This window comes from Amphritea atlantica, assembly GCA_024397875.1.
GTDB lineage: Bacteria > Pseudomonadota > Gammaproteobacteria > Pseudomonadales > Balneatricaceae > Amphritea > Amphritea atlantica_B.
The window spans coordinates 3250039-3264587 of sequence record CP073344.1; the positions used below are offsets into that span (position 1 = coordinate 3250039).

Genomic DNA, 14549 nt, shown 5'->3' on the forward strand with positions numbered 1-14549 from the left:
CTCAGGCCTCCAGCTTAAAATATTCGCCAACCACCTGATTACAGGCGTCTGCATTAGTCCACCAGGGCATCATGTCGACCGGGTTGTTAAAGCCGTTGGCAATGGTCTTAGCCAGTTCCGGTGATTGTTGGGCGGCACCCAGCAGGTTGAGAGTATGCTCCTCAGGCGGCAGCAGGATGCTGTTGGTCCAGCCAACCACTTGTTCGGCGTAAGCCCAGTAAGCTTCGAAGGTATCCTTCATCCAGTTTTCATCAAACGCCTGATCACCGTGGGCAATAATGGAGTCCAGATAGATCTTGCTGCACTTGGCGCCATTGTTTGACCCCTGACCGGTAATCGGATCATTGACCACCAGCGCATCCGCCATGCCCAACACTTTACGCCCGGAAGGCAGGGTCATTACCGGCTTACGCACCGTTGGCGGGAAGCGACCGGCCAGTACACCATTGTCATCCGTGAGCTGAATATTCTTGCAACGTTCCGCTTCCCATGGGCAGTAGGTATTGAGGATCTCCAGGCTGCGGGCCAGGTGTTGTTGCGGGGTTTCGACATCGCCCCAGCAATCCATCGGACCTCCCGGAATCCCCTCAAACACCATAATTTCGCAGGGACCGCTCAGGGTCAGGGCGGGGAAACAGAAGTATTCACCCACACCGGGAATCAGATTAAACGCTACGCGGGAAAACGGTTCTTTAGGTTCCATGCCATGCACATAGGTGAGTGCAAGAGCCCGTTGTGGTTTATCAAACACGGAACGCTCAGCATCCCGTTCAAACTGACGGACGATCTCGCCTTTACCCGCCGCCAGCAACACCAGATCGTGTGAAGCGGCCAGCGCTTCAAGTTCGTCAATACCGGCATCCTGGAACACCAGATCGCCACCCAGACGGACAAACTCATCCATCCATACCGGCATCTTCAGACGCTGATCCACCGACTGCGCTTTGTGGTCGATAGGCGCCGCCCAGTCGATCAGTTTCTCACCGGGACGTTCGGGGTTGGGCACCGTCAGGCCGATACCCTCGACCGGCGGGCAATCGTTTTCCCAGAAATTAAGCCCCAGCTCTCTTTCGGTATTCAGTGCCATATCGAACATGCACTGACTTGAAGTGACCCGGCCGGAACGAATCTCCTCCTGCGTCCGGTTGGATAACATAGTGACCTGATAGCCCTGTTTTAAAAGGCCAATACCCGTCTGCAGACCGGACTGACCGGCACCTATAATTGCGATTTTACGTGACATAAAATTTACTCCAGATGTTATTTTTATGGCTGGCTTACTCAGCGAGTTTGGGGATTGCCGGGGTGCGCTGTTCCGGACCAATCGCGGCATAGCCACCATCAACCGCATAATCAGCGGCGGTTACAAAGCTGGCCTGCGGAGAACAGAGAAACAGCACCACTTCGGCCACTTCGCGGGGGTCCCCCAGACGCCCCAGCATATGAAAATCAGCGGCAACCTGATCCGCCTTAGCCCGGTTGCCACCACTGACTTCATTGATCACCCGGGACCAGGTCCAGCCCGGAGAAACCGAGTTCACACGGATGCCATCTTCGGCAAAGTCCATCGCCATGCTGCGGGTCAGATGACGGATCGCCGCCTTGCTGACGGGATAGAGCCAGCGACCAGTCTGAGCAACCTGCGATGAGATGCTGCTGAAGTTGACGATCGCGCCGCCACCCCGTTTAACCATCAGCGGACGGGCGATATTGGCCGCCATCACGGCACTCACCACATTGATATCCAGAGCGGTTAGCCAGTCTGCCCGGGAAGAGGCCTGTCCTTCATCCAGATAGCTGCAGGCCAGATTGATCAGATAATCAACGCCTCCAAAGCGGCTTTCAGCACGGTTGATCGCGGCGGTTAACTGAGCATCGTCGGTGATATCCGCTGCAAGAAACTGTGCTCTGGCGCCAAGACGATCGGCCAGAACAACACCCGCTTCAGCATCGATATCGATCACCGTGACACTCGCACCCGCCTCGATAAACACCTCGGCAACGGCCGCACCGATCAGGGTTGCGCCACCGGTGACAATGACACTGCGGTCGTTAAACAGGCTCATTTTGCACCTCCCTGATCCAGCCCTTCACTGTCGGGCCAGTTCGGCATCAGCGTATTGGAAGGCAGTGTTTCATCCAGCAGCTTGGCCGCCGATTCCCGTCCGGCAACCGGCAGGCCTTGAGGATCAAGCTTGCCAATCTGAACCAGTACAGAGGCCTGGTCCCAGTAGATATGCTCGTGATACAGCTTATCGCCACGGAACTTGACCACCGCCACCAGCGGTACTTCAACGTATTTTCCGGTCGGTTCAATGCCTGGCAGCATCCAGTCGATGACCCGGTCATGAGTAAAGGTGAAGAGCAGTTCATCAACAATCTGAGTTGCGCCGATGGTGCGGGAGATAGGGATAAGCGCCGTATCGGCAGGGTTCACATCAACAAAGTGATTTTTGTAGAAGCGATAGAGATTTTTATAGCCCACCCCACCCGTCATATTAGGGATATGGTTGACGTAGGGTTCAGCCACCATGGTTGCCATAGTGTCATCCACATTGCGGGTATCAAATTCATACTCACAATGTTTATCCCAAAGGTAGGAAAGATCGTAGTGCGGGCCGATTGCATTACGGAACGCCGTCACCGAACGCTGATGAGCCATCAGTGCAGAAGGCTTGTGATAATGTTCCGATCCCTCACGGGCAAACGCATGGTCAACGCCCGGGTAGGTATACAGCTCCACATGCTCCTGATCACCCAGCGCCGCACAGATATCGTTGCGCGCGGCTTCGGGGCAATATTCATCATTACCGGCAAAGTGCAGCACCAGCCGGCCATTAATATTGACCGCCTCATCCAGATGATTTTCAATGCCCATGCCGTAATAACCGACGGCAGCATCAACATCACAGCGGCAGGCTGTCAGGTAGGACAAGCGGGCGCCCAGACAGAACCCCAGTGCGCCGACCTTGCCGTTGCACTCAGGTCGTCCTTTCAGAACACTGATCGCCGCGTCGATATCCTCAACGCCCAGGTCCTGATCGAAGCCCTGATAAAAACCGAACGCCTTCTCCCACTCTGCCGGGCTGTATTCCAGCTCCACACCGGGCTCCTGACGCCAGAACAGATCGGGCGCCAGTACCACATACCCCTCCTCTGCATAGTAATCAGCCACCTTTCGCATGGTATCGTTGATACCAAATATCTCCTGCAGCAGGACAATACCCGGTCCCTCACCCGAAGCAGGCACCGCCAGATAACCTTTAAACCCGCCGCTGCCATCTTTTGCCTGGATATCAATCATTGTGCCCATAGCACGCCTCCTGAATGTTTTTGTTTTTCTCGAATCGTTATTCATCCTCGAATATCAGGCAGGCAATTACGCTCCGAAAAATGCGGGGACTATCCACAAGGTGCTAAAAGATGATCTGGCTCAATGATTTCTGAAACAGGTTCACGCCCTGCAAACACTGGCCATCCGGTCAGCGCGCCCACTATCCAGATAGCGCAGCTTATTTAACACTGAGTAAAAAATGCACAACTGAACGGGCAAACGGCGGTATACATAATTGCAACAATATGCAATATATAAGAGGCGATGCATTGATTTAGATTAATAAAAATAAGGTAGTAATCTATGTCTTCTGACTTAACGTTGTCTCCCTGGCTGAGAGACGCACTTAAAGGTGATCCCGGGCGCTTAGTCTTCAGTTCGGGTACGCTGGAGCAGGTCAGGGAAGAGGTCTCAGCGATGTATAAACCCCATCTGCTGGATATTAAAGGCAGGGGATCCAACCTCGATGCCCGTTTGCACTCTGTGGCGTTGGGGAATGTCCGGTTTAACCGGCTAAAGTATGGCGCCGAAGTCGTCATCGACCCCGGCAACCTCGAACAGTTTTATCTGATTCAGATGCCGGTCTGTGGTCAGGCCGACATCTATAGCGGCAATCACCTTATCTCATCGGATACGGATACCGCCTCCATTATCAACCCTTCCGACCCGCTGAGAATGATCTGGAGCGAGGATTGCGACCAGCTGATGTTCAGAATTGACCGGCACTCGGTGGAATTAGCCTGCAGCCAGATACTGGGACGATCCGTTCGCACGCCCCTGCGATTCAAGCCCGATATGAACTGGCACCGAAACCCGGTCTGGCGCAACATGATGATGTACCTGGCGCACCTGCTACAGGATCAGCCCTCAATCACCACACAACCGACCATCACCCACCAACTTGAACAACTGATCATCAACACCCTCATCTCAATCCAACCCCATAACTACACCGACGCCATGAACAAGCCTGACCGGGCTCTGGCACCGCGACATGTGAAAAAAGTCGAAGAGTATATTGAGAGTCACGCTGACGAGGCGCTGACGCCGGGAGCGCTGGCCGAAATGGCGGGCGTCAGCGTCCGGACACTGTATGCGGGTTTTAAAGATTTTCGTCAGACCAGCCCGATGGAGTATCTGCGTACAATCCGCTTACAGAGAGCCCGGGAAGAACTACAGAGGCAGGATCCCGATTCATCGGTCACCGAAATCGCCATCCGCTGGGGGTTCACCCATATGGGCCGCTTCAGTCAGGATTATTCACGTATGTTTGGCGAACGCCCCAGTGAAACCAAGCGCAGATAAATCATTAACAGAAATACTGCCCGGCTGGCACTAAACAGGACAATGATCAGCTGCAATACTTCTCCAGGGTCAGTGACACTGAATCCGCAAAGCGCAACGCATGAGGCTTATCAATAGTGACACTGGCGAAGGTCACCCAGGGATGGTCAGTCGCGATTTCCAACACATCGGCGACCAGCTTTTCCAGCAGCAGAAAGTGTCCCTCTTCAACGTGCTGAATAATCTCCTTACACACCACTTTATAGTTCAGCGCCTTCTCCACATCATCACTCATTGCCGCTTTCACCGCCGGATAGTGGATCTCAATATTGATCACCACATCCTGTAGCTTTTCGCGCTCTTCCGGGTTAAATCCGATATAGGTACGCAACCGCAGATTTTTAATTCGGATAATGGCATTGCTGACTGATGGCATTTCTGGGTCCTTGTCGATTTTTATCAGTGGGGTTCAGTAGTCTATCAGAACCAGTTTAAGTCGCCAGATATGACGACACACCGGCATTCCTGAATGACATACTCGTACGCACCTCAGCCCGGGTTGGTTCACGGTAGCAGAGCAGAACCTCGTCTAATCGGCTCTAAAGATCGCAGTGCTATATTCTGTATCGCTCATGACAGGTATGATGGCATATTTACAGGCTGACGCAGGATTACAACCATGAGTGATGAGATCAACTATAAGAATAACCCGCTGCACGGGCTGGGTTTGAAAGAGCTGTTAACCCAGATAGTTGATCACTACGGTTTTGAGATTCTCTACGCCTATCTGAACATTAACTGCTTCAAAACCAATCCCAGTATTGAGTCCAGTGTAAAGTTTCTCAAGAAGACCGACTGGGCACGGGAGAAGGTCGAACTGTTCTATCTGTATAAGTTTAAAAATCTGCCACGGGTTTCATCCGAGCAGTTTGCCCTGTCACCCAGAGACCGGGTTATTCCCGAAGGCCAGACACCCCGCGAACCGGCAGAACTGAGCCTGGAAGATGCTGAGCGCATGCGAGAAAAACAGGCACTAAAAGCAGCTGAACATGGTAAAACAAAAAGCTATCGCAGCAGTAAGCCGGGCGGCTATTCCAGCAAACAGGAAAACGCCCGGGATAAGCAAGATCGCTGGAAACCGGCAAAAAAAGCACCTGATTCTCAAAGCGGCTCATCCGATAACGATGACGATCCATGGGCTAAGTGGAGAAAGTAGAGTAAACAGTTAAAAAAAAACCGCCTGCGGAGGCGGTTTTTTTTCAGCTAAGCAGGGCTCAACTGGTCTTTCTTGGCTTCATGCGACAGGAACCGCTGCGTAAGCAACAACTTCACATAGCATCTCTTTCCGGGCTAATCCCGCCACCACCATCGCTGCGCGATTCGGATAGGGTGCTTCAAAGTATTCAGCATAGACCTGATTGAACACAGGCAAATACTCGCGGTCGGTGACATAGATCAGCACCTGAGTCACATCAGCCATCGTCAGTTCAGCTGCATCAATAGTGTGTTTAAAGTTTTCCATCGTCTGACGCGCCTGGGCTTCAATACCGCCTTCCACTACCTGACCTTCAGCGTTAATAGGAATCTGTGCGGTCGACAGCTGGCCATTGGCGATCACTGCCCACTCAAGAGGTGCTTTGGATGCAAAGAGATCAGTTTTTACAGCATGTTTCATTAGCAAGTCACTTATATTAAAGATAGAGATCTGAAGTCCGAACGCTTTGCTTGTCCGAGCGTTGCCCGTGGCAACTTGTCCGATAAGAGCAAGAATCAAATTCAGGCACTGTGCCTGTCCGCTTTCTCGGAACTCGGACAAACACAGTGTTCGGACCAGTGAAACGATCATACTTCGTTGATTAAAGCCCCTGCTCGTCAGCCATCTTGCGAGCGATCTGGGGAGCAGTCCACAGCGAGGGCAGCAGAACCAGAGATACCGGAACCGCCGTCACTACGATAAATGACTGCAGCGCAGAGATACCGCCGGAACCGATGGAGATTAGCAATGCCGCAACGATACCCATCATGATGCCCCAGAAAACTCTGACAGAAGCCTGAGGGTGATCGGTACCGGTCATCACCATGGAAACTGCATAGGTCATAGAGTCACCGGTAGTCGCCACAAAAATAGTTGTCAGAATCAGAAACAGTACGGAGATCATAAAGCCCATCGGCAGCTGTTCAGTAATCGCCAGCAATGCCGCTGGTAGATTAAATCCGGTAAACGGTTCAGAGATCACCCCGGGATTCGCCAGCTCGTAAGCCAGTCCACTGCCACCAACAATCGTAAACCAGAAGCAGGTGATTACCGGTGCCACTACGGAAATCAGCAGGATCATTTCGCGGATAGTGCGGCCTTTAGATATTCGCGCAACAAACATCGCCATCAAAGGACCATAGCCCAGAAACCAGCCCCAGAAGAACACAGTCCACCAGTCCAGCCAGCCGGTGTCGGCACGGAAGGTAGCCATCGGAATAAACTGATCCAGATAGACGCCAAAAGACTGCAGGAAACCATCAATGATGAATGCTGTCGGGCCAAAAACCAGAATAAACGCCATCAAAATGACCGCCAGAATAACGTTAGCCCGGCTGAGTATCTGGATTCCTTTAGTGACACCACTAACCGCAGACAGGGTATAGATACCGATCAGTCCTGCGAGGATCATCAATTGAGTCGAATAGGTATTGGGAATCCCAAACAGCTTTTCCAGACCAAAACTCACCTGCAGCCCGAGAAATCCGATCGGCCCTACCGTACCGGCAACCACCGCCAGCACACAACAGGAATCAACAATCGCCCCTAGCGGCCCCGTCATGACCTTGTCACCAAATACCGGGTACAACAGCGTACGGGGCTTCAGCGGCAAGCCTTTCTCATAGTGCAGGTACATAAAGACGATGCCGGTCAGACTGCCCAGAATCGCCCAGGCCAGAAAACCCCAGTGCATAAAACTCTGTGCCAGGGCGTTATAGGCAGCCTGAGCGGTACCCGCTTCAGTGCCAGCGAATAGCGGCGGGGCAGAGGTAAAGTGCGCCATCGGTTCAGCGGCGGCCCAGAACACACCGCCACCAGCCAGTAACGTACACATGATCACAGAGACCCACTGGAAGGTCGGCATCTCCGGTACTTTCACGCCGCCCAGTACCACAGAACCGGTGCGCCCCAGAGTCAGAAACAAACCGATGACAAAGGTTAGTAACAGCAAAATTTGCCAGTAAGCACCGAAATATTTTGTTGAGGTAGCGAAGGCAGCATTTACCCAGCCAGACATTATCTCGATATCGTAGAGCGCTAATACTGCAAACAGCACCAGCACGCCACCACTGATCAGGAATACTGGCAGATCAACCCCTGCCAGTAGTTTTTTCCCGGCCGTCTCGGCCTCGTTATTGCGTATCTGTTGCCCGGCAACAGCCGCTTGCGTTGTGTTACTCATTGTAACCTCCTGATGGATCTTTATATTTATTCGTTATCAGGTAAATCTATGGCCCCGGCAGAACTCTCAATTCCGGGACCATCGATGTTTTAAGTTGGCATTACTGTGGTTTAAGCCCGGCATCAAGAAAGCTGAGCCAGTTCAATCCCATGATTTTGGCAACATCGTCATTGCTGAATCCCCGCGCCAACAGGCCATTCGTCAGATTTGGGAAGTCTCTGCTATCACGAAACCAGGATAGAGGTCGCGGCCAGTCAGCATTATTTTTTGAGCCTTCGCCGTAATCCATCGACTTCGACCAGCGTCCGTTTCGCATCCATTCCAGTACAGACAAGGGTTGTTCCTGACACAGGTCGGTGCCTATACCAATCTGATCAATGCCCATCATATCGGCGGTGCTGGCAACCATGTCGCAGAACTCTTCAAGCGTGCAGTCCGGACCGTTCTTCAGATGGAATGGATAGAGACTGAAACCCAACAGACCTCCGGACTCTCCCAGCGCCCGAAGTACCCGGTCAGACTTGTTCCGCTTCGCTTCATGAAAACTGAGCGGATTCGCATGGGAGATCACAATCGGACGTTCAGAAATCTCAATCGCATCCAGTGTGCTGCGTTCTCCGCTGTGACTCATATCCACGATCATGCCCACCCGGTTCATCTCTTTGATCGCCTGACGACCAAAACGGGTCACACCACTGTCTTCTGCCTCATAGCACCCACAGGCCAGCAGGCTCTGGTTGTTGTAGGTCAGCTGCATGATCATCAGATTCAGCTCACGCATCACCTCCACCATGCCGATATCATCCTCAATCGGAGAGCAGTTTTGCGCGCCAAACATGATTCCGACCTTACCCAACTGCTTTGCCAGGCGGATATCTCCGGCGCTACGTACCGGCATGATCAGATCGCTGTGCATCTCAAAGTGACGATTCCACTCAGAAATACGCATCAGCGTTTCCCTAATCTGTTCGTGGTAAACGATGGTGGCATGCACCATCGTTACGCCACCTTCATGCAGCTGTTCGAAGATTTTCCGGTTCCAGCTGGAGTACTGCAGGCCATCGATAACGATCAGCTCTGAATGAAATTCCTGAGCTTGTTGTTTTTGTATTGATTGCATTAGTCGTCTCCGTTAACCACGGATATAGGTAGTCTTTACTACGGTGTAAAACTCTTTGGCATAGCTGCCCTGTTCACGGGGTCCGAAGCTGGAATCTTTACGGCCACCAAACGGCACATGGTAATCAGTACCCGCTGTAGGCAGATTCACCATCACACAACCGGTCTTGGCGTTACGCTTAAAGTCAGTGGCATATTTCAGTGATTCGGTACAGATACCGCCGGTGAGACCAAAATTGGTGTCATTCAGGGTTGCCAGCGCTTCATCGTAATCCTTAACCTTTATAATGCTGGCGATCGGGGCGAACGCCTCCTCCCGGTTAATGGTCATCTGATTAGTGGTTTCAGTGAACAGCGCCGGTTGCATGTAATAACCATCAGTCTCCTCAGTCAGCACTTCACCACCGAATATCAGTTTGCCGCCCTCTTTTTTAGCAATTTCGAGATACTGGAGGTTTTGCTCCATCTGCCGGGCATCCGCCACAGCACCGATATGAACCCCTGCTTTCAGCGGGTGCCCGACCACCAGTTTCTTCATCCGTTCCACCATTGCGTCAACGAAGCGATCATGGATCCCTTCGGTCACAATCAGGCGGGAAGAGGCGGTACACTTCTGACCAGTGCCACCAAAAGCACCACCAACAGCACACTCTACAGCGTTATCCAGATCCGCATCATCGAGAACAATCAGCGCATTCTTACTGCCCATTTCAAGCTGACACTTGACCAGATTTATCGCAGTAGCCGCGGCAACCTTACGACCCGTTTCAAGTGAACCGGTAAAGGTCAGTGCGTTGATATTGCGGGAGTTGATCAGCACATCCCCCACTTCTGAACCCGGTCCCATCACCAGATTAAAGGTGCCGGCGGGCAGCCCCTGACGAGAGATAATCTCAGTCAGTGCCCAGGCCGATGCCGGTACCTGATTGGCAGGCTTCCAGACAACAGCGTTACCAAATGCCAGCGCCGGAGCGATCTTCCAGGCGCCGGTTGCGGTTGGGAAGTTCCAGGGAGTAATGATACCGACCACCCCAACCGGCTCACGGCGGGTTTCAATCTCAATACCGGGGCGCACAGAGTCGGCAGTTTCACCCATCTGACGTAGCACTTCTGCCGCGTAATAATGGAAAAACTGACCTGAACGATAGGTTTCACCAACACCTTCTGCCAGTGTCTTCCCCTCTTCCCGGGCCAGCAGCTCTCCGAGCTCATCTTTACGGGCGATCAGTTCATCGCCTATAGCCATCAGCACCGAATAGCGCTGCTCCAGGCCACTCTTAGCCCACTCGGTCTGACCGACAGCCGCCGCAGCAATCGCCGCTTCAGTCTGCGCCATGTCGGCCTGAGCATAGTAACCAACCACATCGCTGATATCGGCAGGGCTGATGTTAGCCACCTGACCTTTATTACCCTCAACCCACTCACCTGCAATGTAATTACGAAAAACTGAATCAGACATATCGACCTCCTGAATGTAGATGGATCAATCATAGGCCCTGTGCTTTAATAAAAATAATTAATAAATAATATCTGTTGATAAGACTTCCTTATCAGGGCTTATCAACTACTCCCGATTCATCAGAGGGGTGAACCATGCTGCCAGAATTTAAAATTGCTCAACTACGTCACTTTGTCTGGGTTGCTGAACTGAAAGGCTTCCATGCGGCTGCCGAAAAAGCCCATCGCACTCAACCGGCCATTTCGCTGTCTATTCGTGACCTTGAAAATAAACTCAGCGAATCGCTGTTTGAAAAACGTAATGCCAAAACCGCCAAGACGGAGCTGACACCCTTTGGCGAATATTTTCTGCCTAAAGCGAAAGAGCTGATCGAGCATCATGATCGGATATCGGAAGATATGACTCTGTTAGCGGAACACAAAACAGGCCATCTGCGACTGGCTTCGGTGCCTTCGATTGCCAGTCAGGTTTTGCCTGAGCTATTACTGGAGTTCGTTCACGATACACCCGATCTGCATATCAGCTTCTTTGACGATAATTCTGCCGCGGTTTACCGGATGGTGGAGAATCAGCAGGTGGATTTCGGCATTGCTCACCTGTTCCATGAGCAGGAACACAGCGATAAAAACTTCATTCCGATCTGGGAAGATCAGATAGGGGTGGTTTGTCCGAAGGATCATCCATTAGCTGATTCTAAAGAGCTACACTGGAAAGAGTTACGTAACCACCGATTAATCGGCAACGGCACCTCCCGCCTGCTGGAAGACAGCGAAGCGAGACCCTTAATAGGGCACTCGCAATTCTACATATCCAACATGATCTCCCTGATCGCCATGCTGGAGGCGGGTTTTGGCATTACCACTCTGCCCCGATATGCCGTCCCCAAAGAGAGTGAAACATTATGTTTTATTCCACTGAGTACCCCGGTGGTGGTGCGTCGAATAGGTATCGTTACACTGATCAATAAATCCCTGACGCCGCCTGCACAGGCATTGGTGGACTTTATTCTGGCCAGGAGTACTCCTGCGTAAGCGTATTCGGGAAAATATTTCCCGGCTTTGCTGTCTGCAGCACAGCCTGGATATATAGAAAAAATAATAGCTTGAGCCAGATTGATAAGTTTTGCTTATTAAGCGATATAACCTTCTGATTTGTATGCAATCCCTTTTATACCCCATGATAAATCGCATACAGGCAGGGCGTGACACAGACAATAATCGTTGCTTCCCCCCCTCCCTGTCGCGTGCCCTGCATATAATAATTACAGACGAAACCCGCAGTGCACAGACAGGAGCGAATGCTCCTGAAGGTTTCGGACACATCTATGCTGTAAACAATAAAAGATGTGCTGCAATTTATGAGGATAACAATAATGACCACGTCTGCTGCAATACAGGCTGCCCTGAGAGGCGATAATGCACTGCCACTGCGCCCGGTTAATCAGGTTATGGACCTGGAGCGCCTGGGAGCTCTTCATCAGAGCCGACTCAGTTTTATGCGCACCCTGGTACGCCGGATTATGCGCGAGCGCTGGCAAATCGAACCGGTTCGCTTTGAACTTGATCCGCAGGGCTACGGTACTGTCATCTACGAAATCACAACACCCAATAAGTGCTATAGCTTTGTTCTGTTTTCCGATTACCTTTCCCCGGATGAGCGCAACGACCGGGTGATCGCCACTAAGTGGGATCTGACCATGGCGCTTGTGGATGGACAGGTTGATGATATCTACCTGGAGAAGCTACGCCAGAATGTACCCAAACAGGAAGCCGGTCGTGTCGATGCCCGGGTTTTTGTTCTATCCCGTGCCAATCGCAGTGCCCGGAATTTCGACTATGTTGTCGATCAGTTAGCCCGTGGTAAACAACCCGATGTCGCTCAGATAGCCCGCGTAGGGTATCTGTATCGAACCACTGCGGTATACGGTAGCGGTAAGCTGGGAATGGCCGACTGGGAAAAAGTATCTACCCGCCACCCCGATTTCAACCGTCCTTTTGCCGCAGAGATGTTTGTCTGTCTGATGTTGCGGAATTTCAGTCTGCTGCAGGCGGAGCATATTGCACAGCACCGGGCACCCGAAAGCTACAATCCAATGAAACCTGAAATTAAGCGTTTTTTTGGTATTGGTAACTCGACCGGTCTGGGCATGGCCCCCTACCTGATCAACCATCCTCTGCTGATAAATCAGTGGGTGGAGATGCGTGAACTGGCGCTGGCCCGGGTGCGGGTTCTCGGCAACATCAACAAACGTATTACTCAGCAGTTCCCGGAACTACTGGATCGCTGTGCTATTCATACCGAACAAACCGTTACCGAAGATGAATGGCAAACGAATAACAACCGGCAGGTTCTGGAAGACCTCAAGGCCATCCGGGTCTACACCGCAAAGGGTATCGATAGCTGGGATACCCTGCTCAAATGGAGTGAGCAACACTGCTCACTACAGGGGCAGGAGATGTTGGTGTCTATATTGCTGGAACTCTACCCCGAACTGGTAGATGAACTGGAAGATTACCATACTGCCGAAGAGTTTCTTGATCTGGATCCGGTGATGCCGCTGCAACAGCTGAAACAGGTCATCGAAGACCGGTATCAATGGGCACTGAGTTACGATTTTGATACCGAGGGGGCGAAAGATACCTTCTGGTACCGCTCCGAAGAGAAGATGGAACCCCGTCTGGGTAATGCCCGGGAAGAGGATGGCAAAGATAAACAGATGGCACTGGGTGTGGGTTACGCGGTACGCAAATGCTACGACCAGCTGTGTGACTATATTGCCGAATATCCGCAGCACTCTACCGCCCGGTTTATGGTTGCACAACCGAAGTTGCGCGGTATTGTCCGTCGGATTCAGAGCATGAACCGCTGCATCTACGGTGATATACAGGCCAACCTGCTGGATCGGGATATTCTGCCGATGCATCTGCTCAGAGCTAAGCTGGCCTTTTTTGGGGTAGGAAAGTTTGATCCCCGCTCAAAACTCTGGGTGCGCAACACTATGTTCCAGGGCGCTCCGCTACTGGAAGATATCGGTAACACATTTAATGACGACTGGTTTATGCCTCTGGCGCCAGCGCAGCAAGGAGATCTCTGATGCATGTCTCAATGATAGAACTCAAAGCCGCCCTGCGTCGTTGCTTTGAAGCCACCGGTTATTATGTCGGCAACTACGAAGATGCTGCCAATATGATCCTCTGGCTGGAAAAACACGGTCTGAAGGGACTGGATGAGTTGCAGCGCGCCCTGCCCTATATCGGTGAAGACAGCAGCAAGCCTCTGAGTACAGTGATCTACGAAGACAGCACTTCGGCGATCATCGATAGCAATGGCCGCAGCGCCCTGAACTGTATAGCAGCCTCCGTCGATCTGGCCCATGCCAAAGCACTGGAAAACGGCATCGCCACTGTGACCGTGCATAACTGCCACAACCGGATGTTTATCCTTAAAGCGCTGACGGACTGCGGCCGCCGGGGGATCAGTGTCACGGCCTACTGGCAAAATGGCAACCAGACGGTGACCGAACATACCGCAGCCATTAAGGCGGGGGAACGTTATCCGAGTTACAGTGAAGCGGTAACAAATCTGTCCGTTAATGATCAAGATAAACAGGCATTGACGATTATCTGTAGTTCCCGGGTTGATCTGACCTCATCACTACAGCAGTCTAAAGGCAACCGAAACGCCTGTTATATCAGCGCTGAACAGATCAGGCTCAACAAGGAATACAGCGTCGATTTCGGTATCGATATTGTTGAAAACCTGTGGGCAGAGATCAATAGAATCGGCGCAGGCGTGCTGGTAGAAAATAATGAGCGTTCCCGTCAAGGAGCAGGAGGGCGCTAGCGCCCCCCTCTGACTGTGTATGGTCTGCCCTGCCATGCAGGGCTTAACCTGCCTCTAACCCGGCAACAGGTTG

General features: G+C 52.0%; 13 protein-coding genes. 5 read left to right on the forward strand and 8 right to left on the reverse strand.

Features of this window, described 5'->3' with window-relative positions; genetic code table 11:
* Window position 1: 1 nt before the first annotated feature.
* The 3 genes from KDX31_15020 to KDX31_15030 are packed head-to-tail and all read right to left on the reverse strand — an operon-like array spanning window position 2 to window position 3313.
* Window positions 2–1243: an FAD-binding oxidoreductase gene (locus KDX31_15020; GenBank protein ID UTW02649.1), complete on the reverse strand. Its 1242-nt coding sequence runs from the start codon at window positions 1241–1243 to the stop codon at window positions 2–4.
* A 34-nt stretch (window positions 1244–1277) separates the two neighbouring features.
* A complete protein-coding gene (locus KDX31_15025) occupies window positions 1278–2066 on the reverse strand; it encodes an SDR family oxidoreductase (protein UTW02650.1) in 789 nt (262 codons plus the stop codon).
* A complete protein-coding gene (locus KDX31_15030; GenBank protein UTW02651.1) occupies window positions 2063–3313 on the reverse strand; it encodes a dienelactone hydrolase family protein in 1251 nt (416 codons plus the stop codon). The genes KDX31_15025 and KDX31_15030 overlap by 4 nt, the downstream gene beginning before the upstream one ends.
* A gap of 324 nt (window positions 3314–3637) precedes the next feature.
* Between KDX31_15030 and KDX31_15035 the strand changes: the two genes are divergently transcribed.
* Window positions 3638–4639 (forward strand): AraC family transcriptional regulator, encoded by a 1002-nt coding sequence (locus tag KDX31_15035; GenBank protein UTW02652.1) that lies wholly within the window; start codon window positions 3638–3640, stop codon window positions 4637–4639.
* Window positions 4640–4685: 46 nt separating this feature from the next.
* Here KDX31_15035 and folX read toward each other — a convergent pair whose 3' ends face one another.
* Window positions 4686–5054 (reverse strand): dihydroneopterin triphosphate 2'-epimerase, encoded by a 369-nt coding sequence (gene folX, locus KDX31_15040; protein UTW02653.1) that lies wholly within the window; start codon window positions 5052–5054, stop codon window positions 4686–4688.
* A gap of 243 nt (window positions 5055–5297) precedes the next feature.
* Between folX and KDX31_15045 the strand changes: the two genes are divergently transcribed.
* On the forward strand, window positions 5298–5834 hold the full coding sequence (locus KDX31_15045; protein ID UTW02654.1) for a VF530 family DNA-binding protein: 537 nt from the start codon (window positions 5298–5300) through the stop codon (window positions 5832–5834).
* 78 nt (window positions 5835–5912) lie between these two features.
* On the opposite strand, the gene KDX31_15050 is transcribed toward KDX31_15045, so the two are convergent.
* The 4 genes from KDX31_15050 to KDX31_15065 all read right to left on the reverse strand — a co-directional run bounded on the left by KDX31_15050 (window position 5913) and on the right by KDX31_15065 (window position 10633).
* Window positions 5913–6293: a RidA family protein gene (locus tag KDX31_15050; protein ID UTW02655.1), complete on the reverse strand. Its 381-nt coding sequence runs from the start codon at window positions 6291–6293 to the stop codon at window positions 5913–5915.
* A gap of 181 nt (window positions 6294–6474) precedes the next feature.
* Window positions 6475–8055: a BCCT family transporter gene (locus tag KDX31_15055; protein UTW02656.1), complete on the reverse strand. Its 1581-nt coding sequence runs from the start codon at window positions 8053–8055 to the stop codon at window positions 6475–6477.
* A 100-nt stretch (window positions 8056–8155) separates the two neighbouring features.
* On the reverse strand, window positions 8156–9175 hold the full coding sequence (locus KDX31_15060) for a dipeptidase (GenBank protein ID UTW02657.1): 1020 nt from the start codon (window positions 9173–9175) through the stop codon (window positions 8156–8158).
* Between the two features lie 12 nt (window positions 9176–9187).
* The gene (locus KDX31_15065; GenBank protein UTW02658.1) at window positions 9188–10633 is read right to left on the reverse strand and encodes an aldehyde dehydrogenase family protein; all 1446 of its coding nucleotides are present in this window, start codon (window positions 10631–10633) and stop codon (window positions 9188–9190) included.
* Window positions 10634–10767: 134 nt separating this feature from the next.
* Between KDX31_15065 and KDX31_15070 the strand changes: the two genes are divergently transcribed.
* From KDX31_15070 to KDX31_15080, 3 genes are all read left to right on the forward strand, one after another.
* Complete coding sequence (locus KDX31_15070; protein UTW02659.1) at window positions 10768–11664, forward strand: LysR family transcriptional regulator; 897 nt, start codon at window positions 10768–10770, stop codon at window positions 11662–11664.
* Between the two features lie 341 nt (window positions 11665–12005).
* Complete coding sequence (locus KDX31_15075; GenBank protein UTW02660.1) at window positions 12006–13727, forward strand: hypothetical protein; 1722 nt, start codon at window positions 12006–12008, stop codon at window positions 13725–13727.
* A complete protein-coding gene (locus KDX31_15080; protein ID UTW02661.1) occupies window positions 13727–14476 on the forward strand; it encodes a DUF3726 domain-containing protein in 750 nt (249 codons plus the stop codon). The genes KDX31_15075 and KDX31_15080 overlap by 1 nt, the downstream gene beginning before the upstream one ends.
* Window positions 14477–14549: the final 73 nt, after the last annotated feature.